The organism is Micromonospora sp. DT233 (assembly GCF_049841815.1).
Classification (GTDB): Bacteria; Actinomycetota; Actinomycetes; order Mycobacteriales; family Micromonosporaceae; genus Micromonospora.
The window spans coordinates 171,318-192,023 of the sequence record NZ_JBNCLB010000009.1; the positions used below are offsets into that span (position 1 = coordinate 171,318).

Below are 20,706 nucleotides of genomic sequence, written 5' to 3' on the forward strand. Positions count from 1 at the left end.
ACCGGTGTGAGGTGGCACCCTGAGGGCAGACGGGCGGCGCGTACCGTGCCACACTTCTGGGGTACCCACCACGCGCTGGCGGGACTCGGTGTGATTCCGAACCGGCGGTGATCCACGGTCCGACCGTGGTAAGCCCGCGACCCGGACGGCCCTGCCGCCCGGTGGACCTGGTGAGACTCCGGGGCCGACGGTTGGGGGCGGTGACCCACCCCCAGAAAGTCCGGATGGGAGACAGCGCGCGGGACGGGGGCCTTGCCGGCCGCTGTGACCAGCGCGCCGTCCGGGCCTGCCGGGTTCGGCTGTGCCGTTGCCGAATCCCGCCCCCGCCTGCCCGTCAGCCTCCCGACCGCCCGCGCGACCGGCGAGCGAGAGGACGGCACAGGGCGATGGCCAGCGGCTCCGTGGACGAGGCGATGCGTCGGGCGGTCGCGCTCGCGGCCCGCGGGCTCGGCACCACCAGCCCCAACCCGGTGGTCGGCTGCGTGCTGCTCGACGCGGACGGCGAGGTCGTCGGGGAGGGATTCCACGCGTACGCGGGCGGCCCGCACGCCGAGATCGTCGCGCTCGCCCAGGCCGGCGAGCGGGCCCGGGGCGGCACCGCCGTGGTCACCCTCGAGCCCTGCGACCACACCGGCCGCACCGGCCCGTGCAGCGACGCCCTGATCAACGCCGGCGTCGCCCGGGTGGTCGTCGCCGTGCCCGACCCCAACCCGGTGGCCTCCGGCGGCGCGGCCACCCTGCGGACCGCCGGCATCCAGGTCGACTTCGGGGTACGCGCCGCCGAGGCCGAGGCCGGCAACGTCGCCTGGCTCACCTCGATGCGGCGCGGCTGGCCGTACCTGACCTGGAAGTTCGCCGCCACCCTCGACGGGCGCTCCGCCGCCGCCGACGGCACCAGCATGTGGATCACCTCGGAGGCCGCCCGGACCGACGTGCACGCCCTGCGCGGCACCGTCGACGCCGTGCTCGCCGGGGTGGGCACCGTGCTGGCCGACGATCCCCGGCTGACCGCCCGCAACCTGCGCGACGGCACCCTGGCCATCCGGCAGCCGCTGCGGGTGGTGGTGGACAGCTCCGGGCGTACCCCCGCCGCCGCCCGGGTCCGCGACGGCGCCGCCCGCACCTGGGTCGCCACCGCCGACGAGGTCGGCGCGGGCCCGGACGGCCGGGTCGACCTGGCGGCGCTGCTGGCGCAGCTGCACCAGCGGGGGGTGCGCTCCGCGCTGCTGGAGGGCGGCCCGACGCTGGCCGGCGCGTTCCTCGCCGCCGGGCTGGTCGACCGGGTCGTCGGGTACGTCGCGCCGAAGCTGCTCGGCGCGGGGCCGACCGCCCTGGCCGGCGCGGGGGTGGGCACCATCGCCGACGCCATCGACCTGGAACTCACCGACGTCACGCGGGTCGGCCCCGACCTGCGGATCACCGCGCTGCCCCGAACGAGGGAGAGCTGACATGTTCACCGGCATCGTCGAGGAGCTGGGCGAGGTCGTCGCCGTGACCGAGACCGCGGCGGACTCCGCCCTGCTGGCCCTCCGTGGCCCGCTGGTCACCACCGACGCCCGACACGGCGACTCCATCGCGGTCAACGGGGTCTGCCTGACCGTGGTCGGCGTCGACGGCGGCGTCTTCACCGCCGACGTGATGGGGGAGACGCTGCGCCGCTCCGCGCTCGGCGCGCTGCGCCCCGGCGCCCCGGTCAACCTGGAACGCGCCGCCGCGTTGAACAGCCGGCTCGGCGGGCACATCGTGCAGGGCCACGTCGACGGGGTCGGCGAGGTGCTCTCCCGCGAGCCGGCGCCGCAGTGGGAGACGGTCCGCTTCCGCCTCCCCGCCGCCCTGGCCCGGTACGTGGTGGAGAAGGGCTCGATCACCGTCGACGGGGTGTCGCTGACGGTGGCCGACGTCGGGCCGGACTGGTTCGCCGTCGGGCTGATCCCCACCACCCTCGCCCTGACCACCCTCGGCGCCCGCGCGGTCGGCGACCCGGTCAACCTGGAGGTGGACGTGCTGGCCAAGTACGTCGAGCGGCTGCTCGCCGACCGGCTCCCCGCCGGGGGTGGGCGGTGACCGGCCCGCTGGGCTGGCTGCTCGACGCCCAACTGCACGTCGGCGGCTCCCCGGTGCTGCTGCGCGAGATCGTCGGCAACGTCTTCGGCCTGCTCTCGGCGCTGCTCGGGCTGCGCCGGGTGGTCTGGGCCTGGCCGGTGGGCATGATCGGCAACGCGCTGCTGCTGACCGTCTTCCTCGGCGGGGTCTTCGCCACCCCGCAGGCCCACGACCTCTACGGTCAGGCCGGCCGGCAGGTGTTCTTCTTCGCCGTCAGCGCGTACGGCTGGTGGCGCTGGCAGCGCAACCGCCGCGGCGGCGTCGACGGCGAGCCCGCCGTGGCGGTCGCGCCGCGCTGGGCCACCGGGCGGGAACGGATCGGCGTGCTGCTGGTCGCCGTGCTCGGCACCGCCGCCGCGTACCCGGTGCTGGCCGCGCTCGGTTCCTGGGGGCCGCTGCCGGACGCCTGGATCCTCACCGGCAGCCTGCTGGCCACCTACGGGATGGCCCGGGGCTGGGTGGAGTTCTGGCTGCTCTGGATCGCCGTGGACGCCGTCGGCGTGCCGCTGCTGCTGCGCGGCGGATTCTACCCCTCGGCCGCCATGTACCTGTTCTACGGGGCGTTCTGCGTCTGGGGGTTCGTCTCCTGGTGGCGCACCTCCCGCACGACGCGCCCGGCCCGCGTCGCCGGCCGCCCCAGCTACTCGGAGGTCGTCGCGTGAGCGCACCCAGCAAGCGAACCGGAGAGTCGCCCATGAGCGAGTACAGCCCCTTCGCCAGCATCGAGCAGGCGGTGGCGGAGATCGCCGCCGGCCGGCCCGTCGTGGTGGTCGACGACGCCGACCGGGAGAACGAGGGCGACCTGATCATCGCCGCCGAGCTGGTCACGCCGGAGCTGATCGCGTTCATGGTCCGCTACACCTCCGGCTACATCTGCGTGCCGCTGACCGAGAGCGAGTGCGACCGGCTGGACCTGCCGCCGATGCACCACACCAACCAGGACCGGCGGGGCACCGCGTACACGGTGACGGTGGACGCCCGGGAGGGCATCGGCACCGGCATCTCGGCGGCCGACCGGGCGCACACCATCCGGCTGCTGGCCGCCGCCTCCACCGGCCCCACCGACCTGGCCCGCCCCGGGCACGTGGTGCCGCTGCGGGCCCGCGAGGGCGGGGTGCTGCGCCGTCCCGGGCACACCGAGGCGGCGATCGACCTGACCCGGCTGGCCGGGCTGCGCCCCGCCGGGGTGATCTGCGAGCTGGTCAACGACGACGGCACCATGATGCGCCTGCCGGACCTGGAGAAGTTCTGCGCCGAGCACGGGCTGACCCTGGTCACCATCGCCGACCTGATCGCCCACCGCCGGCACACCGAGAAGCAGGTGGAGCAGGTCGCGGCGGCCCGGATGCCCACCCCGTACGGGGTGTTCCGGGCGCTGGGCTACCGGGCCGAGCACGACCCCGCCGAGCACGTCGCCCTGGTAATGGGCGACCTCGGCGACGGCACCGACGTGCTGGTGCGGGTGCACTCCGAGTGCCTGACCGGCGACGTCTTCGGCTCGCTGCGCTGCGACTGCGGCCCTCAGTTGCAGGCCGCGCTGGCCCGCGTCGCCCAGGAGGGCCGGGGGGTGGTGCTCTACGTGCGCGGGCACGAGGGGCGCGGGATCGGGTTGCTGCACAAGCTCCAGGCGTACCAGTTGCAGGACCTGGGCCGCGACACCGTGGACGCCAACCTGGACCTGGGGCTGCCGGCGGACGCCCGCGACTACGGCACCGGCGCGCAGATCCTCTACGACCTGGGCGTGCGGTCGATGCGGCTGCTGACCAACAACCCGGCCAAGCGGGCCGGGTTGGAGGGGTACGGCCTCACCGTGGTCGGCCGCGAGGGGCTGCCGGTGCGCCCGCACCCCGAGAACGTGCGCTACCTGCGCACGAAGCGGGACCGGATGGGGCACCTGCTGGACGAGCTGGACGAGGTGACCGAGGCGCCGCTGGGCCGCCTGGTCGCCGACGACGAGATCGGAGCGTGACCATGGCGGGTTTCGGTGAGCCGGGGGTGACGGCGGTCGACGCCGCCGGGCTGACGGTCGGCGTCGTCGCCGCGCGCTGGCACGGCGAGCTGACCGACCACATGCTGGAGCGGGCGCTGGCGGCGGCGCAGGCGTGCGGGGCGCGGGCGGTGGCGGCCCGGGTCGCCGGCTCGGTGGAGCTGCCGGTGGTGGCCCAGGCGATGGCCCGCCGCTTCGACGTGGTGGTCGCCCTCGGCGTGGTGGTCCGGGGCGCCACCGCCCACTTCGACTACGTGTGCCGCTCGGTCACCGACGGGCTGACCCGGGTGGCCCTCGACGAGGGCAAGCCGGTCGCGCACGGGGTGCTCACGGTCGACACCATCGAGCAGGCCCGGGACCGGGCCGGGCTGCCCGGCTCGGCGGAGGACAAGGGCTGGTCGGCGACGGTGGCGGCGCTGGACGCCGCGCTGGCCGTGCGCGGCCTGGACGCCGCCGCCGGGAACCGGCTCGGCTTCGGCCGCTGACCACTGTGGAAAACGGCACACGCGCGACGGCCGGCACCGGGAACGACTCCCCGATGCCGGCCGCCGTGGCCGACCGCCGCGTCAGCAGGCTTTGTAGACGTACGTGGAGCTGCCCGGGGCGGTGACGTCGAGGTCGCGGCGGACCACCGAGACGCGCGCGCCGACCGCCGTGCAGGCCTTGGTGTACGCGGTGCTCGTGTACTCGATGACGATGAGGTTGTTGCCGTACACGGCCGTGTAGTCGGTGCACTCGTTGTAGCGGCCGCACTCCTCGGCGATGGCGAAGTCCAGGCCGGCGGCCTTGCCTGCGGTGCCGAGCTCGGTGGTGTTCTTCTGCCCGATGGCGAGCCCGGCGGCGTGTGCGTGCGGGGCCAGCAGCTTCAGGTATGCCACCGCGTTGGCCTTGGTGAGCAGGCCGTCGGAGCGCTGGTACGAGTCGATGTTGTCGGGCTCGACGGCCTTGAAGCCGTCGGCCGCGCAGCCGCTGATCCAGCCGTTGACGATGGCGGCGATCGCGGTGCGCTTCGCGGCGGTGCGGAGGTCGAGCAGGATCTCGTCCCAGTCGCCGTCGACGACGTACTCGCCGTCGGAGTCGCGCAGCAGCAGGTTGTCGTGGTTGTCCTGCCACCAGGAGACCTCGTCGGGCTGCACCTGGAAGGCGTTGACGTAGCAGATGTTGTAGATCCCGGGGGCCGGCGTCGCGTTACGGTCGCGGCTGACCACCGTGACGCCGCTCGGCGGGGTGTAGGGCTCGCCGATCTGGTAGTCGAACTTGCCGTTGACCGGCGGAAGGGCGTACGCGGCGGCCGCGGGACCGGCGTGCACGGCGACGCCGCAACCGACGGCGGCGGTGAGCGCGACGGCGCCGGCGGCGAGGCGGCGGGCGAGGGAAAGCTTGACCACGGGGGCGGCTCCGGAGTGCTCGCATCCACCCGGCCCCGATGAACGGGCACCCGGGCGAACTGGGCGGATCGGCTGGGCGCGATGGGCGCTGGTGGCCCATTCAACTGATTGAACACATAGGTGTCAATTGCCGGATGCGGGCGGTCGCCGCACCCGGTGCCGCACGTCACGCCCCTATGGACCGGCCGGGGCGGGTGGAGGCCCGCTCGACGACCCGCCACTGATCGGTGAAGTCGGCGCGGCTGCCGGTGAGCACCTGGTGGGCGCAGGCGGCGCCCTGGTCCCGCATGGACTGCGCGACCGTCGTGAGGTTCAGGGGGCGCGCGACGGCCGCGTCGTCCCAGCCGGTGACCGCGACGTCGGCGGGCACCCGCAGCCCGGCGTCGGCCAGGGCGCGCAGCGCGCCGGCGGCGAGCGCGTCGCTCATCGTGGCGAGGGCGTCGGGGCGGCGGGCCCGTGACATTCCCTCGTACGCACCGTCTACGACAACGCGAACCGGTCCACCGCGGAAATCTTCCTGCACGGCGACGGTGTGACGAACCTCGTGGAGAAGTGGCGTGTCTCCACCACCCACGAGGGTGATCTGACCACCGTCACCCCGCCGACCGGCGGCACGCCGACCACCACGATCGTCGACGCCCAGGGCCGCACCGTCGAGTTACGCGAGCACACCACCAGCTCTGGTGTCACGGGTCCCCACCAGTCGACCTGGTACACCTACAACAGCAAGGACCAGCTCACGACGATCGCCGACCACGTCGGCAACAGGTGGACCTACACCTTCGACGTCAAGGGCCGGCAAACCTCCTCGAAGGACCCGGACAAGGGAACCACCACCAACCAGTACAACGACTTCAACGAGCTTGAGAAGACAACCGACGCCCGAGGCGAAGTCCTCTGGTACGGCTACGACGCCTTGGGCCGCAAGACCGAACTCCGTGACGACTCCGCGACCGGGGCCCTGCGCGCGAAGTGGAAGTACGACCAGCTCTACACCGGCTCCACGGCAAAAGCGAAGGGTCAACTGACCGAGTCCTACCGGTACGACCCGCCGGGCTCGACGAACATCTACAAGTGGCAGGTCGGCGCCTTCAACCCTCGCGGTCAGCCCAGCACCACCAACTACGTCATCCCCGCCGTCGAAGGAGCCGGCCTCTCCGGCACGTGGACCTACGGCCACGGCTACTCACCCTATGACGGCACGCCTACCTACACCGGGTATCCGAAGTCGGCAACTGGCAGCACCATCAACACCGGTCTCTCCAATGAGCAGGTCGAGACTGTTTACAACGCCGGCACCGGGCTGCCCACCTCGCTGACCTCCACGAGCGCAGGCACCTACGTCACGTTGCAGACCTACACCGAGTTCGGCGAACCCAACATCACCACCCGGCAAACCTCGGGCGGTCTCTACGTCGAGGACGCCACCTACTACGACGAGGTCACCCGCCGGGCAAACCGCGTCACCATCCAGCCGCAGACCGCCGCCGGAACCGTCTCCGACCGTCGCTACACCCCCGACGACGCCGGCAACATCACCACCATCACCGACACCCCCGCCGTCGGCAGCAGTGAAACCCAGTGCTTCCGATACGACACCCTGCGTCGTCTCACCTCCGCCTGGACCCCCGCGAGCAGCACCCCCTGCAGCACCAACCCCAGCACCGCGACCCTCGGCGGTCCCGCACCCTACTGGCTCGACTGGACCTTCGACGCCGTGGGCAACCGCACCCAAGAGGTCTCCCACGGTGCCATCAGCAACACCCAACGCACCTACACCCACCCGACCGGCGGGGCGGACGTAGCGCGTCCGCATGCCGTCACCAAGGTCACCACCACGGTCGGGGCGAATCCCGCCGTCGTCACCAACTACAGCTACGACAACGCGGGCAACACCACCTGCCGGCCGGCCGGCACCGCCGCCAACGCCTGCCCACCCGACGCCCAGTCGCAGAACCTTGCCTGGGATGCCGAAGGTCGCCTCGCCACGATCTCCGGTAACGCACCCACCGCCGGCAGCAACATCTACGACGCCGACGGTAACCGTCTCCTCCGCCGTGACGCCACCGGCACCACCCTCTACCTCCCCGGCCAGGAGATCCGCCGCGAGAACACCAGCGCGGTCAGCGGCACCCGCTACTACAGCTTCGGCGGCCAACTCATCGCCAGCCGCAACTCCACCGGCCTCACCTGGACCTACCCTGACCACCAAGGCACCCAACTCACCGCCATCAATGCCACCACCCACGCCGTCACCACCCGACGCCAAGACCCCTACGGCCAACCCCGCGGCGGCACGCCCAGTTGGCCCAACACCAAGGGTTTCGTCGGTGGCGACCAAGATCCCACCGGACTCACCCACCTTGGGGCCCGCGAATACGATCCCAGTCTGGGCAGGTTCATCAGCGTCGACCCATCCACGACCTCGCCAACCCTCAGCAGTGGCAGGGCTACTCCTACGCTGACAACAGTCCCGTCACCCTGTCCGACCCCAGCGGCCTCAGAGCCTGCTCCGACGACAACTGCGGCCCTGGTGCCGACTACGAAGACCTCTACGGTGACTACGTCGAGGTCGACGGCGACAACGACGGCTGCGGCGGTTGCAGCGGCGACCCCCAGGCGCCCGCCCGGCCCAGCCCTCAGGAGGTCACCAATCACCTGAAGACCCCAGTGCCGGGCGGTATCCCCGACTACGTCCTTGCCACCGGCTACCGAGACGCCGACGGGGTATTCACCTGGGGCGAAGCATACGAATGGGCCGCCCAGGACCCTGCCCACGGCTCCTACGCCTGTTACCACATGCTCGGCCTGCCCGAATCGACCTGTAGCAGCGTGAACTGGAAATCCAACTCGGGCGGACTGGCTGGCGTCGTCGCCGTCATCCTGGTAGCTGGAACTGCGGCCTGCCTCGTAGTAGGGCCCGAGTGCTGGGCAGCCGCAGGGGTCGTGCTGACGCGCATCGCGGTTTCCGCCGGCGGCCGGTTCGCTGCCAGCGCTGCCGCAGGAGCGGGAGAGTTCGCCGCAGGCGGCAGCCTCCTCGGAGCCGCCGGCACCGGAGCCCTCACCGGCTACAGCCTCTTCGCCGCCAGCGCTGCCGGACGTGCCGGAGCGGCATGCAGCTTCGCCGGAGACACACCCGTCCTCCTCGCCGACGGAAACACCAAACCAATCAGCGAGCTGAAAGTCGGTGATCTGCTGGCTGTCGCAGACCCCGAAACCGGCGAGGTGGGTCAGGAAGCCGTCTCCAACGTATGGGTACACGAAGACAACATTCACATCCTGGATGTAGGGGGTAAACCGCTTTCCACGACTGAAGACCACCCGTACTGGAACATGATTTCGGAGAGTGGAGAGGTGTTAGCTTCGAAGATTGCAAAACAGGTCCCGCAAAGCGCTATCGTAAAGGCCTATCAATATATGGAGATCCCCCCGCCGTGAAAATCAATTCAATCATGTCTAGAATTCTCGGGCATGGACCTGTGGGATTGATTGATTATTTGCCGCCTGACTTAGATGAGGTTGCGCGCTCCGGGTGGATTGTCGGCCCATCCGGGACGCTCCTGCTGAAATCCCTATGGGGGGGAGGGTGGCGGAAAAATATTTCCACCTCGGAAGTCGGGTCATACGAGTATGAGGTGAATGACGTCTATGTTCCCCTGTCGGACCTCGTGCAGAACGAAGCGAAGTATTTGAATAGCGCGGCTGCGCGATGCCTTTCTTTCGCTGCTCGGATGTTGAGAGATGCTGCCACACTTCCTGGAGCTGAAAGTTTGCTGACAATAGTGAGTGTATTTGTGGATGAGGAAGATGAAGAGTTCTTTTTGCAAGGAGCCAATGTAAGATTTTTTAGCCGTCGCGGCGATTATCCAAACTGGTTTGAAGACCTAGGACGGTATCAGAAGGAGGCGATCGCTGTAGTCGATATTGCTGACCTTGCGGAGTTTGGCTCATTGCCGTAGAGCTTTCCTCTCGGGCTCAGGCGGCCGGCTTCGATGATTCGGTGCAGGAACTGCCGCGTCCGAGCTCGGTGGGCTGGCCCAGCATCCGCTGCGGCGGGCCGGCCTCGATGACCCGTCCGCTGTCGAGGAAGCAGACCTGGTCGGCGACCGCCGCAGGGGCCGTGCTGACGCGCATCGCGGTTTCCGCCGGCGGCCGGTTCGCTGGCGTGCCGGGACAGCCCGACATCGGCCGGCGTGGCCCAGGTGGTGCCCCTGGTAGGTCGGAACCCCGGAGCGTGCCCTTCCTCGGCCCAGGGTAGTGCCGTAGCGGTCGGTCAGAGGCGGCCGGCCTCGATGATCCGGTGCAGGAACTGGCGCGTCCGGGGCTCGGTGGGCTCGCCCAGCACCCGTTCCGGCGGGCCGGCCTCGATCACCCGCCCGCCGTCGAGGAAGCAGACCTGGTCGGCGACCTCGCGGGCAAAGCTCATCTCGTGGGTGGCCAGCACCATCGTCATCCCGTCGGCCTTCAGGTCGCGGATCAGGGTCAGCACCTCGCCGACCAGCTCCGGGTCCAGCGCCGAGGTGACCTCGTCGAGCAGCATCAGCCGGGGCGAGTTGGCCAGCGCCCGGACGATCGCCACCCGCTGCTGCTGGCCGCCGGAGAGCCGGTCGGGGTAGGCGTCGGCCTTCGCGCCGAGCCCCACCCGGTCCAGCAGCTCCCGGGCCTGGGCCTGCGCCTCGGCACGGGCCCGCCCGTGCACCCGCACCGGGGCCAGGGTGACGTTGTCGAGCACGCTCAGGTGCGGGAAGAGGTTGTACGACTGGAAGACCATCCCGATCCGCCGGCGCACCCGGTCCGGGTCGACCCGGGGGTCGGAGATCTCCGCACCGTCCAGCTCGATGGTGCCGTCGTCCAGCTCCTCCAGCAGGTTGACGCAGCGCAGCAGCGTCGACTTGCCCGACCCGGACGCCCCGATCAGCGCCACCACCTGATGCTCCTCGACGGCCAGGTCCAGCCCGTCGAGCACCACCTGACCGGCGTACGACTTGCGCAGCCCCCGGCACCGCAGCAGCGTCATGCTCAGCCCCTTCCCTGGCGGCGGGCGGCCCGCAGCGTCACCGCGTCGGTGACCGCGATCAGCGGGATCGCCAGCAGCACGAACAGCACCCCGGCCACCACGTACGGCGTGTAGTTGAACGTCACGGCGGTGGCGATCTGCGCGGCCCGGACCGCGTCGATCGGGCCGGCGAGCGAGACCAGCCCGACGTCCTTCTGCAACGCCACCACGTCGTTGAGCAGCGGCGGGGCGACCCGGCGCACGGCCTGCGGCAGCACCACGTGCCGCATGGTCTGCCGGTAGTTCAGCCCGAGCGAGCGCGCCGCGGCGAGCTGGCTGGGGTGCACCGACTCGATGCCGGCGCGGAACACCTCGGCCAGGTACCCGCCGTAGGTGAGCACCAGCGCCAGCCCGCCGAGCACCAGCACCGACGGCATGCCCTGCAACCGCAGCCCCGGCACGCCCAGGGTGAGCAGGTACAGCACGATGATCAGCGGCAACCCCCGGAAGGTGTACGTGTAGCCGGTGGCAAGCGCGCGGACCGGGAAGAAGACCGGGCCGCGCAGCGTGCGCAGCAGCGCGATCAGCAGGCCGAGCAGCAGCGCGCCGGCCGCGCAGCAGACCAGCAGCCGCACGTTGAGCCAGAGCCCGGCGAGCACCTCGGGCAGCGCGTCGCGGGCGACGCCCGGGTCGGCGAAGGACTCCCGGACCCGGTCCCAGCCGGGCGCCCCGGTCACGGCGACGACCAGCAGGGTGCCGAGCGCGGCCGTGGAGGCGGCGGCGACCAGCACGCTGGTCACCGTCTGCCGCCGCCGGTACGCCGCCCGCCGCCGCTGCGCCTCGGAGGGGACGTACGCGACGGTGGTCACGTCAGCTCGGTCGCCCCCGCGACCTGGGCCAGCCACTTCTGCTCCAGCTGCTGGAGCGTGCCGTCGGCGCGCAGCTGGTCGACCGCGCCGCTGACGCAGGCGGTGAGCGGGGAGTTGCGGTCCAGCAGCAGCCCGAACGCCTCGGGCGAGCCGACCTGGGGCAGCTGCCCGACGATCGTGGTGTCGGTGAGCTCCGCGCCGGTGATGTAGAAGGCCGTCGGCAGGTCCACCACCAGGCCGTCGATCTGCCGGTTCTGCAAAGCCTTCTTGGCGTCGTCGTTGCTGTTGTAGACCTGCGGCTGCGCCGTCGGCTTGATCACCTGGGTGATGGCCTGGTAGCTGGTGGTCCCGACCTGGGCGCCGAGCTTCGCGCCGCGCAGGTCGGCCAGGGACTTCTTGCCGGCGATCTTGCCGGACTTCGGCGCGATCACGGCCTGCCGGACCAGGTGGTACGGGCTGGAGAAGTCGACCGCCTTCTTGCGCTCCTCGGTGATGGAGAACTGGTTGATGTCGAAGTCGAAGTTCTTCGGGCCGGGGGCGACGGCGGTGTCGAACTTGACCCGGGCCCAGGTGACGTCGGCGGGGGCGTACCCGAGCTTGGTGGCGACCGCGTAGGCCACGGCGGACTCGAAGCCCTCGCCGTTGGCCGGCTTGTTGTCGGTGAACCACGGCTCGTACGCCGGCTCGTCGGTGGCGACGGTGAGCTTGCCGGCGGTGCGGGTGGGCAGCTTCTCCTTGGCGCAGCCCGCGCCCGCCGTGGCGGCGGGGGTGGCCGGGTTGACGGTGGGGGCCTCGTCCTGGGGCGCGCAGGCGGCCAGCGAGATGGCGACGGCGCAGACGGCGGTGAGCGCGAGGGGCGCTGAGCTGCGGGGCATGGCCGACAGGGTACGACCGGCGGGGGACTTTCCGCAGGAGCGTCCCACCATGCTGATGGCAGGCGTGGGCGTCCCGTTCGTCCCCGGTCGTTGCGTCGCCGAAACCGCCCCGGCGTGGCCGGGACCCGCTGCGCGGCCGGGCGCGCGGGTGCTGGAAGAATCGCACCCCGTGAAGACGTTCGAGGAGTTGTTCGCCGAGCTGCAGGCCAAGGCCGCCGCCGGCACCCCCGGCTCGGGCACGGTGGCCGCGCTGGAGAAGGGGGTGCACTTCATCGGCAAGAAGGTCGTCGAGGAGGCGGCCGAGTCGTGGATGGCGGCCGAGCACGAGGGCCCGGAGCGGGCGGCCGAGGAGATCTCCCAGCTGCTCTACCAGGCGCAGGTGCTGATGCTGGCCACCGGTCTGGAGCTGAAGGACGTCTACCGACATCTGTGAGTGCCCCGCCCGCTGATCTTCTCCACCGATCGAAGGAGCACTCCGCCATGCTGCGTGTCGCCATTCCCAACAAGGGCACCCTGGCCGAGCCGGCCGCCCAGATGCTGCGCGAGGCCGGTTACCGGCAGCGCCGCGACCCCAAGGACCTGGTCTGCCGGGACGAGGCCAACGACGTCGAGTTCCTCTACCTGCGCCCCCGGGACATCGCCACCTACGTCGGCTCCGGGGACCTGGACCTCGGCATCACCGGCCGGGACCTGCTGGTCGACTCGGCCGCCCCCGCCGAGGAGGTCGTCGACCTCGCCTTCGGCGGCGCCACCTTCCGCTTCGCCGCCCGACCGGGCACCATCGCCACCACCGAGGAGCTGGGCGGGCACCGCATCGCCACCGCGTACCCGGGGGTGGTCCGCCGTTACCTCGACGAGCACGGGGTGAGCGCCGACGTGATCCGGCTCGACGGCGCGGTGGAGAACGCGGTGCGCCTCGGCGTCGCCGACGTGGTGGCCGACGTCGTCTCCACCGGGGCCACCCTGCGCCAGGCCGGCCTGGAGATCGTCGGCGATCCGCTGCTGGTCTCCTCGGCGGTGCTGGTGCGCCGGGTCGCCGCCCCGGAGCACCCGCAGGCGGCGCAACTGCTGCGCCGGATGCACGGGGTGCTGGTCGCCCGCCGCTACGTGATGCTCGCGTACGACGTGCCGGCCGGGCTGCTCGACCGGGCCAGCGCGCTCACCCCGGGCATCGAGTCGCCCACCGTCTCGCCGCTGCACCGCGAGGGCTGGGTGGCGGTGCAGGCGATGGTGCGACGCGACGACGTGCACCGGATCATGGACGAGCTCTACGACCTCGGCGCCCGCGCCATCCTGGTCACCAACATCCACGCCTGTCGGCTCTGAGGCCCCCGCCGCCCCGCCCCGCCGCCCGCCGCGCCGAGGCTCACGGGTGGCGGTGGTGGCGTGGGCGGCGGGGTCGGGTGGCAGACTGGTCGGGTGAGCGATACCGAACTGGTGACCCTGCGCCCCCGCCGGATCCGGCAGGTCTGCTGGGTGTCGGCCGCCGCGCTGGTGGTGGTCTTCAGCCTGGTGGCGACCTCGCTGACCGGCGCGACCGGTTCCGGCTACGGCGCCTTCCAACGCGGCGACCAGCTCGCCATGATCGGCCTGGGCCTCTTCGGCGCGCTGGGCATCCTGCTCTTCACCCGGCCCCGGGTGGAGGCGGACGCGCGCGGGGTGCGGGTGCGCAACGTCATCGGCTCGTACCAGCTGCCCTGGGAGGTCGTGCGGGGAGTGCGCTTCGACCGGGGCGCGCCGTGGGCGAGCCTGGAGCTGCACGACGACGACCTGCTGCCGATGGTGGCCCTCCAGGCGGCCGACAAGGAGCTGGCGGTCGAGGGGGTCCGCGCCCTGCGCCGGCTGCACCAGGCGCACCTCGCGGCCCTCGCCGGCGGCCCGGCCCCCCGCTGACCGCCCGGGTTGGGGTGGGATCGGGGCAGGGTGTAGGGTGAGCGAGTCGACCAGACTGCCCCCGTGTCCCACGTGTGGGCGGTCCTGAAGCGGAGCGCCTGCTCCCACCCGAGTCACCCCAGTTGGTGTCCGGGTCCCGGTCACCGGTTCCGGGCACGTCCCGGTCCCGGATGCGCGATCATGTGGTCGTGCCGACCGGTCGAGTGGGCCCTGGCATGCGCCGGGGCCTTCTGCTTTCCGAGTCGGTTCCCACCACGGGAGCCGCGGAGTCGGCCGGCACCGCAGACATCGACTCGAGGAGGCCACATCAGCGTCGAACCACGCGTGAACGAGCAGATCCGGGCACGTGAGGTCCGACTGGTCGGCCCCGAGGGTGAGCAGGTGGGCATCGTCCCGCTGGAGCGCGCCCTTCAGCTGGCCGCGGACGTCGACCTGGACCTGGTCGAGGTTGCGCCGATGGCGCGCCCGCCGGTGTGCAAGCTCATGGACTTCGGCAAGTTCAAGTACGAGAGCGCACTCAAGGCGCGCGAAGCGCGGCGTAACCAGCAGCAGACCGTCATCAAGGAAATGAAGCTCCGGCCGAAGATCGACCCGCACGACTACGAGACCAAGAAGGGTCACGTGGTGCGGTTCCTCAAGGCCGGCGACAAGGTCAAGGTAACGATCATGTTCCGCGGTCGGGAGCAGAGCCGCCCGGAGCTGGGTTACCGGCTCCTGCGCCGGCTCGAATCCGAGATCACGGAGCTGGGATACGTCGAGGCCGCTCCGAAGCAGGACGGCCGAAACATGATCATGGTTCTCGCTCCGCACCGGGCCGTCAAGGCTTCCGCGGTCGCCGCGACGGCGTCCCGTGGCGCTCCCCGGGACCGGGCCGCGGAGGACTCAGCGGCTCCGGTTGCTGGCGAGACCCCGGCGGCCGGCGAGACCGCAGCAGCCGGTGACACCGGCACGACCGCCGACACCAGCGGTCAGTAACAGGGGAGAAGGCGACCAATGCCGAAGATGAAGAGCCACACGGGCATGGGCAAGCGGGTCAAGGTGACCGGCCGGGGCAAGATCGTTGCTCAGCAGGCCGGTCTGCGGCACAAGCTGGAGAAGAAGCCCTCCACCGTGACCCGTCGGCTGTCCGGCACCGTCGAGGTGGCCAAGGCCGACGTCAAGCGCATCAAGAAGCTGCTCGGCCGCTGACGCGCGCCAACTGAACCGAATAAGGAGTTGAGATGGCACGCGTCAAGCGGGCTGTGAACGCCCAGAAGAAGCGTCGTACCCTGCTGGAGTCCGCGAGTGGTTATCGCGGCCAGCGCTCCCGGCTGTACCGCAAGGCCAAGGAGCAGGTGCTGCACTCGATGCAGTACGCCTACCGGGACCGTCGCGACCGCAAGGGCGACTTCCGGCAGCTGTGGATCACCCGGATCAACGCGGGTGCCCGCGCCAACGGGATGACCTACAACCGGCTGATCCAGGGCCTGCGCCTGGCCGGCGTCGAGGTCGACCGCAAGATCCTGGCCGACCTGGCCGTCAACGACGCCACGGCCTTCGCCGCGATCGTCGAGGTCGCCCGCGCCGCCGTGGCGGCCGAGGGCACCGGTGGCGCGGCGGCTCAGGCCGCCTGATCCGCCAGCACCCGACCGAGGCGTCCGCGTCGTCGTCCCAGACGAACGCCGGGCGCCTCGGTCGTGCTCCGGAGCCGCACCCCATGCCCTTCACCCCGCGTACCCCCAGGGTCGCCGCGGCCCGGCGGCTGCACCGCCGCCGCGACCGCGACGCCGACCGCCGCTTCCTCGCCGAGGGCCCGCAGGCCGTCCGGGAGGCCCTGGCCCGCCCCGGCACCGTCGTCGAGCTCTTCGGCACCCCGGCCGCGCTGGACCGGCACGCCGACCTGGCCGCGCTCGCCGCCCGCGCCGACGTGCCCGTCTCCGAGATCACCGACGACGCCCTCGCCGCGCTCGCCGAGACCGTCGCCCCGCAGGGCCTCGTCGCCGTCTGCGGGCACCTCGACGTGCCGCTGACCGCCGCCCTCGAAGCCGGCCCCCGCCTGGTGGCGGTGCTCGCCGGCATCCGCGACCCGGGCAACGCCGGCACCGTGCTGCGCACCGCCGACGCCGCCGGGGCGCAGGCCGTGGTCTTCGCCGGCGACGCCGTCGACCCGTACAACGGCAAGTGCGTGCGGGCCTCCGCCGGCAGCCTCTTCCACGTCGACGTGGTGCGCGCCCCCGACCCCCGCGCGGTGGTCGAGGCGCTGCGGGCCGCCGGCCTGGCGGTCCTGGCCACCACCGGGTACGGCGACAGCGACCTCGACGACCTCGCCGACGCCGGCGCCCTCGCCGCCCCGACGGCGTGGCTCTTCGGCGCCGAGGCGCACGGGCTGCCCGAGGAGCTGACCGCCGCCGCCGACGCCCGGGTGCGGGTGCCGCTGCACGGCCGCGCCGAGAGCCTGAACCTGGCGGCGGCCGCCGCCGTCTGCCTGTATGCTTCGGCCAGAGCACTGCGCCGCCGCCCCTGAGGCCCCGGCGCGGTCCCACAACAGGGGAGCGTCCAGAGATGATGAACGCGTCACGGCGTTCGTTTAGCCAGCCCGCCGGTGTCGGCGGGCGGCGGGCCTGACCCTTCCCCTGCGCGATCTCCCACCGGCGGGCTGCGGCGCAGCCGCGCGTCCGTAGACTCGCCTCGCCGCCCGTGACGGGCCGGCGCCGCCGTGAGGGAGTGCCCGTACGCCATGACCTACCGCAACGATCCGTACGACCCGAAGCAGGTCGCCCTGCTCGACCCGGACGCCCTGGCCGAGGCCGTGGCCGACGCCGAGCGGGCGTTCGCCGCCGCCGCCGACCCGGACGCGTTGACCGCGCTGCGCCCCGCGCACCTCGGTGACCGCTCCCCGGTCTCGCTGGCCCGCCGGGAGATCGGCGCGCTGCCCCCGGCGGCGAAGTCCGACGCCGGCAAGCGGGTCAACGAGGCCCGCCGGGCCATCGACGCCGCCTACGCCGCCCGCGCCGAGGTGCTGGGCCGCGAGCAGGCCGAGCGGGTGCTGGTGCAGGAGCGGGTCGACGTCACCCTGCCCTACGACCGTCACCCGCGCGGCGCGCGGCACCCGCTGAGCACGCTGACCGAGCAGATCAGCGACCTCTTCATCGGGATGGGCTACGAGGTGGCCGAGGGGCCCGAGGTCGAGCTGGAGTGGACCAACTTCGACGCCCTCAACATCCCCGCCGACCACCCGGCCCGGGGCCTGATGGACACCTTCCACATCGCACCGCCGCCGGGGGCGCAGAGCTCCGGGCTGGTGCTGCGCACCCACACCTCCCCGGTGCAGGCGCGCACCATGCTGCACCGCGAGCCGCCCATCTACGTGGTGGTGCCCGGCCGGGTCTACCGCACCGACGAGATGGACGCCACCCACGCGCCGGTCTTCCACCAGGTCGAGGGCCTGGTCGTGGACCGGGGCATCACCATGGCGCACCTGCGCGGCACCCTCGACCACTTCGCCCGCGCCATGTTCGGCGAGGGCGCGAAGACCCGCTGGCGGCCGCACTACTTCCCGTTCACCGAGCCGTCGGCCGAGTTCGACGTGTGGTTCCCGGAGCACCGCGACGGGCCGCGCTGGGTCGAGTGGGGCGGCTGCGGCATGGTCAACCCGAGGGTGCTGCGGGCCTGCGGGATCGACCCGGAGGTCTACTCCGGATTCGCGTTCGGGATGGGCATCGACCGGACCGTGATGTTCCGCCACGGGGTCAGCGACATGCGGGACATGGCCGAGGGCGACGTGCGCTTCACCCGCGCGTTCGGGGCGTAGACGGTGCCGGGACGAGACAACGAGACGGTGGTCTGAGAAGTCATGCGAGTTTCTGTCAGCTGGCTACGGGAGTACGTCGACCTCCCCGCCGACCTGCCCGCCGAGGACCTGGAGCAGGCGCTGGTCGACCTCGGCATCGAGGTCGACGCGGTGACCGACCTGCGGGCCAGCGTCACCGGCGCCCTGGTCGTCGGCGAGGTCCTGGAGATCGAGGAGCTCACCGGCTTCAAGAAGCCGATCCGGTTCTGCCGGGTCGACGTGGGCGCCGCCAACGGCACCGGCGAGCCGCAGGAGATCGTCTGCGGGGCGCGCAACTTCGCCGTCGGCGACCGGGTGGTGGTGATCCTCCCCGGCGGCGTGCTGCCCGGCGGCTTCGCCATCGGCGCGCGCAAGACCTACGGGCGCAACTCCCACGGGATGATCTGTTCGGCGCAGGAGCTGGGCCTGGGCGACGACCACGCGGGCATCATCGTGCTGCCCGAGGCGAGCGCGGCCAAACCCGGCGACGACGCCCGCGGCGTGGTCGGCCTCGACGACGTGATCGTCGAGCTGGAGATCACCCCCGACCGGGGGTACGCCCTCAGCGTGCGGGGGATCGCCCGCGAGCTGGGGCACGCCCTCGGCGTGCCGTTCCGCGACCCGGGGCGCAGCCCCGCCCCGGGGGCGACGGCCGAGCCGGCGTACCCGGTCGAGCTGCGCGACACCGTCGGCTGCGACCGGTTCGCCGCCCGGATGGTGCGCGGCTGCGACCCGGCCGCGCCGACCCCGGAGTGGATGCGGCGGCGGCTCACCATCGCCGGCATCCGCACCATCTCGCTGCCGGTGGACATCACCAACTACGTGATGCTCGAGCTCGGCCAGCCGATGCACGCCTTCGACGCCGAGCGGATCAGCGGTCCGCTGGTGGTGCGCCGGGCGCAGGCGGGGGAGAAGCTGACCACGCTGGACGGCGTCACCCGGGTGCTGGCCGCCGAGGACATGGTGATCTGCGACGACACCGGGCCGATCTCGCTGGCCGCGGTGATGGGCGGCGAGACCAGCGAGGTCGTCGCCACCACCACCGAGGTGCTCTTCGAGGCCGCCCACTGGGACCCGGTGATGGTGGGGCGCACCGCCCGCCGGCACAAGCTGTTCAGCGAGGCGGCGAAGCGCTGGGAGCGGGGCGTCGACCCGGCCCTGCCGCTGGTCGCCGTCGAGCGGGCCGTCCGGCTGCTCACCGAGCACGGCGGCGGCACGGCGGGGGAGCAGATCCTCGACCTGGACCACGTCCGGCCGCGTACCCCGGTCAGCATCCCGGCGGACCTGCCGGGCCGGCGGGTGGGGGTGGCCTACTCCCCGGAGCGGGTGGTCGCGCTGCTGGAGCAGGTCGGCTGCCACGTCACCCGGGGCGCCGGCCGGCTGGGCGAGGACCCGGGCGACGCCGGGGTCCCGGCCATCGGCGGCGCGGACGTGCTCAGCGTCGTCCCGCCGAGCTGGCGTCCGGACCTCACCGACCCGGCCGACCTGGTCGAGGAGGTGGTCCGCCTCGACGGGTACGACCGGGTGCCCTCGGTGCTGCCCACCGCGCCCCCCGGCCGAGGGCTGACCTGGCAGCAGCGGCGGCACCGGGCCGTGGCCCGGTCGCTGGCCGAGCGCGGGTACGTCGAGGTGCTGGCCCACCCGTTCGTCGCCGGTGAGCTGGCCGACCTGCTCGGCCTGCCCGCCGACGACCCGCGCCGGGCCGCGGTGCGGGTGGCCAACCCGCTGTCGGAGGAGGAGCCGCTGCTGCGCACCACGCTGCTCGGCCCCCTGCTGGGCATCCTCAAGCGCAACATCGGCCGGGGTCAGCGTGACGTGGCCCTCTACGAGATCGGCGCGGTCTTCCACCCGCGCCCGGGTGTCGGCGCACCGCCCACGATGGGGGTGGACCGGCGGCCGACCGACGCGGAGTTCGCCGCCGCCGACGCGGTCGTGCCCGACCAGCCCCGGCACGCCGCGGTGGTGCTGACCGGCGACGTCGACCCCGCCGGCTGGTGGGGTGGCGGCCGGGCCGCCGGCTGGGCGGACGCGGTGCAGGCCGGCCGGGCGGTGCTCGCCGCCGCCGACATCCCCGCCGACCGGGTGCAGGTGCGGGCCGCCGAGTACGCCCCCTGGCACCCCGGCCGCTGCGCCGAGCTGCTGGTCGACGGGGTCGTCGTCGGGCACGCCGGCGAGCTGCACCCGGCCGTGCTGGCCGCGCTGGAGCTGCCGAGGCGCAGCAGCGCCATGGAGCTTGACCTCGACGCGCTGCCGGCCGCCCCGGTCGTCACCGCCCCGACGATCTCCGGCTTCCCGCCGGCGCTGATCGACGTGGCCCTGGTGCTCGACGAGGGGGTGCCGGCAGCCGAGGTGCAGCGGGCGCTGGTCGAGGGGGCCGGCGAGCTGCTGGAGGACGTGCGCCTCTTCGACGTGTACGCCTCGGAGCAGCTCGGGGCGGGGCGTCGGTCGCTGGCGTACAAGCTGACGTTCCGCGCGGCGGACCGGACGCTGACGGTCGAGGAGGCGGTGGCCGCCCGCGACGCGGCGGTGGCCCGCGCCGCCGAGCTCTTCGGCGCGACCCTGCGCGGCGCCTGACGGTGCGGGGCCCCTTCCTGACGCGCTTGGGCAGGAAGGGGCCCGCTGACCGCCTGTCAACGGGCCTGGCGACTGCGGAACGTGAGGAAGTTGCCGGGCGACCCGGTGGGGAGACCCTAGGGGCGGCAGCCGTGTGCCGCTATGACCGCAAGATGCTCAAGGTCGCGTGGCCGGCTGAGCATCTTCTTCGTGGCGGCCACGACGGAGAGCCGT

Annotated in this window: 22 protein-coding genes, 1 pseudogene and 1 riboswitch; of the genes and pseudogenes, 17 read left to right on the forward strand and 6 right to left on the reverse strand. The window is 72.4% G+C overall.

The features are described 5' to 3' along the window. The first annotated feature begins 70 nt into the window (after nucleotides 1-70). Nucleotides 71-240, forward strand: a riboswitch (FMN riboswitch). A gap of 146 nt (nucleotides 241-386) precedes the next feature. The 5 genes from ribD to ribH are packed head-to-tail and all read left to right on the forward strand — an operon-like array spanning nucleotide 387 to nucleotide 4,575. Further along, nucleotides 387-1,448, forward strand: a complete 1,062-nt coding sequence (gene ribD / locus ACLQ2V_RS20275) for a bifunctional diaminohydroxyphosphoribosylaminopyrimidine deaminase/5-amino-6-(5-phosphoribosylamino)uracil reductase RibD (RefSeq protein WP_425720093.1) — start codon at nucleotides 387-389, stop codon at nucleotides 1,446-1,448. 1 nt (nucleotide 1,449) lies between these two features. Beyond that, on the forward strand, nucleotides 1,450-2,064 hold the full coding sequence (locus ACLQ2V_RS20280; protein WP_425720094.1) for a riboflavin synthase: 615 nt from the start codon (nucleotides 1,450-1,452) through the stop codon (nucleotides 2,062-2,064). Then, a complete protein-coding gene (gene pnuC / locus ACLQ2V_RS20285; RefSeq protein ID WP_425720095.1) occupies nucleotides 2,061-2,765 on the forward strand; it encodes a nicotinamide riboside transporter PnuC in 705 nt (234 codons plus the stop codon). Before ACLQ2V_RS20280 ends, pnuC begins: the two co-directional genes overlap by 4 nt. A gap of 32 nt (nucleotides 2,766-2,797) precedes the next feature. Beyond that, on the forward strand, nucleotides 2,798-4,072 hold the full coding sequence (locus ACLQ2V_RS20290) for a bifunctional 3,4-dihydroxy-2-butanone-4-phosphate synthase/GTP cyclohydrolase II (RefSeq protein WP_425720096.1): 1,275 nt from the start codon (nucleotides 2,798-2,800) through the stop codon (nucleotides 4,070-4,072). A gap of 2 nt (nucleotides 4,073-4,074) precedes the next feature. Continuing rightward, nucleotides 4,075-4,575 carry a 6,7-dimethyl-8-ribityllumazine synthase gene (gene ribH, locus ACLQ2V_RS20295; protein WP_425720131.1) on the forward strand — a complete coding sequence of 167 codons (501 nt, stop codon included), beginning with the start codon at nucleotides 4,075-4,077 and terminating at the stop codon, nucleotides 4,573-4,575. An 81-nt stretch (nucleotides 4,576-4,656) separates the two neighbouring features. Here the strand turns inward: ribH and ACLQ2V_RS20300 are convergent, their stop codons facing one another. Together ACLQ2V_RS20300 and ACLQ2V_RS20305 are read right to left on the reverse strand one after the other, a co-directional pair. Next, the gene (locus tag ACLQ2V_RS20300) at nucleotides 4,657-5,547 is read right to left on the reverse strand and encodes an endo alpha-1,4 polygalactosaminidase (RefSeq protein ID WP_425720132.1); all 891 of its coding nucleotides are present in this window, start codon (nucleotides 5,545-5,547) and stop codon (nucleotides 4,657-4,659) included. A gap of 97 nt (nucleotides 5,548-5,644) precedes the next feature. Next, nucleotides 5,645-5,941 carry a substrate-binding domain-containing protein gene (locus ACLQ2V_RS20305; protein WP_425720097.1) on the reverse strand — a complete coding sequence of 99 codons (297 nt, stop codon included), beginning with the start codon at nucleotides 5,939-5,941 and terminating at the stop codon, nucleotides 5,645-5,647. A gap of 69 nt (nucleotides 5,942-6,010) precedes the next feature. On the opposite strand from ACLQ2V_RS20305, the gene ACLQ2V_RS20310 reads away from it, so the two are divergent. The 3 genes from ACLQ2V_RS20310 (at nucleotide 6,011) to ACLQ2V_RS20320 (ending at nucleotide 9,437) form a co-directional block, all read left to right on the forward strand. Further along, complete coding sequence (locus tag ACLQ2V_RS20310) at nucleotides 6,011-8,140, forward strand: RHS repeat-associated core domain-containing protein (RefSeq protein WP_425720098.1); 2,130 nt, start codon at nucleotides 6,011-6,013, stop codon at nucleotides 8,138-8,140. 8 nt (nucleotides 8,141-8,148) lie between these two features. Then, nucleotides 8,149-8,916, forward strand: a complete 768-nt coding sequence (locus ACLQ2V_RS20315) for a Hint domain-containing protein (protein ID WP_425720099.1) — start codon at nucleotides 8,149-8,151, stop codon at nucleotides 8,914-8,916. A gap of 197 nt (nucleotides 8,917-9,113) precedes the next feature. Next, nucleotides 9,114-9,437 carry a hypothetical protein gene (locus ACLQ2V_RS20320; RefSeq protein WP_425720134.1) on the forward strand — a complete coding sequence of 108 codons (324 nt, stop codon included), beginning with the start codon at nucleotides 9,114-9,116 and terminating at the stop codon, nucleotides 9,435-9,437. A gap of 17 nt (nucleotides 9,438-9,454) precedes the next feature. Here ACLQ2V_RS20320 and ACLQ2V_RS20325 read toward each other — a convergent pair. From ACLQ2V_RS20325 to ACLQ2V_RS20340, 4 genes and pseudogenes are all read right to left on the reverse strand, one after another. Beyond that, nucleotides 9,455-9,585, reverse strand: a pseudogene (locus ACLQ2V_RS20325) (peptide ABC transporter ATP-binding protein); the annotation flags it as partial. Nucleotides 9,586-9,751: 166 nt separating this feature from the next. Further along, on the reverse strand, nucleotides 9,752-10,495 hold the full coding sequence (locus ACLQ2V_RS20330) for an amino acid ABC transporter ATP-binding protein (protein WP_425720100.1): 744 nt from the start codon (nucleotides 10,493-10,495) through the stop codon (nucleotides 9,752-9,754). Nucleotides 10,496-10,497: 2 nt separating this feature from the next. Further along, nucleotides 10,498-11,343, reverse strand: a complete 846-nt coding sequence (locus tag ACLQ2V_RS20335; RefSeq protein WP_425720101.1) for an amino acid ABC transporter permease — start codon at nucleotides 11,341-11,343, stop codon at nucleotides 10,498-10,500. Next, nucleotides 11,340-12,218, reverse strand: coding sequence for an ABC transporter substrate-binding protein (locus tag ACLQ2V_RS20340; RefSeq protein ID WP_425720102.1), 879 nt, complete (start codon nucleotides 12,216-12,218; stop codon nucleotides 11,340-11,342). Before ACLQ2V_RS20340 ends, ACLQ2V_RS20335 begins: the two co-directional genes overlap by 4 nt. A 169-nt stretch (nucleotides 12,219-12,387) precedes the next feature. On the opposite strand from ACLQ2V_RS20340, the gene ACLQ2V_RS20345 reads away from it, so the two are divergent. From ACLQ2V_RS20345 to pheT, 9 genes are all read left to right on the forward strand, one after another. Then, nucleotides 12,388-12,651 (forward strand): phosphoribosyl-ATP diphosphatase, encoded by a 264-nt coding sequence (locus ACLQ2V_RS20345; protein ID WP_036375234.1) that lies wholly within the window; start codon nucleotides 12,388-12,390, stop codon nucleotides 12,649-12,651. Between the two features lie 47 nt (nucleotides 12,652-12,698). Then, a complete protein-coding gene (hisG, locus tag ACLQ2V_RS20350; protein ID WP_425720103.1) occupies nucleotides 12,699-13,544 on the forward strand; it encodes an ATP phosphoribosyltransferase in 846 nt (281 codons plus the stop codon). A gap of 93 nt (nucleotides 13,545-13,637) precedes the next feature. Then, complete coding sequence (locus ACLQ2V_RS20355; protein ID WP_425720104.1) at nucleotides 13,638-14,111, forward strand: PH domain-containing protein; 474 nt, start codon at nucleotides 13,638-13,640, stop codon at nucleotides 14,109-14,111. A 324-nt stretch (nucleotides 14,112-14,435) separates the two neighbouring features. Further along, a complete protein-coding gene (gene infC, locus ACLQ2V_RS20360) occupies nucleotides 14,436-15,086 on the forward strand; it encodes a translation initiation factor IF-3 (protein WP_425720105.1) in 651 nt (216 codons plus the stop codon). 18 nt (nucleotides 15,087-15,104) lie between these two features. After that, a complete protein-coding gene (gene rpmI, locus ACLQ2V_RS20365; RefSeq protein ID WP_425720106.1) occupies nucleotides 15,105-15,299 on the forward strand; it encodes a 50S ribosomal protein L35 in 195 nt (64 codons plus the stop codon). Nucleotides 15,300-15,331: 32 nt separating this feature from the next. After that, nucleotides 15,332-15,724 carry a 50S ribosomal protein L20 gene (gene rplT, locus ACLQ2V_RS20370; protein WP_425720107.1) on the forward strand — a complete coding sequence of 131 codons (393 nt, stop codon included), beginning with the start codon at nucleotides 15,332-15,334 and terminating at the stop codon, nucleotides 15,722-15,724. 83 nt (nucleotides 15,725-15,807) lie between these two features. Then, nucleotides 15,808-16,614, forward strand: a complete 807-nt coding sequence (locus ACLQ2V_RS20375; RefSeq protein ID WP_425720108.1) for a TrmH family RNA methyltransferase — start codon at nucleotides 15,808-15,810, stop codon at nucleotides 16,612-16,614. A 213-nt stretch (nucleotides 16,615-16,827) separates the two neighbouring features. After that, nucleotides 16,828-17,901, forward strand: coding sequence for a phenylalanine--tRNA ligase subunit alpha (gene pheS / locus ACLQ2V_RS20380; protein ID WP_425720109.1), 1,074 nt, complete (start codon nucleotides 16,828-16,830; stop codon nucleotides 17,899-17,901). Nucleotides 17,902-17,943: 42 nt separating this feature from the next. Further along, nucleotides 17,944-20,493 carry a phenylalanine--tRNA ligase subunit beta gene (pheT, locus tag ACLQ2V_RS20385; RefSeq protein WP_425720110.1) on the forward strand — a complete coding sequence of 850 codons (2,550 nt, stop codon included), beginning with the start codon at nucleotides 17,944-17,946 and terminating at the stop codon, nucleotides 20,491-20,493. Nucleotides 20,494-20,706 lie beyond the last annotated feature (213 nt).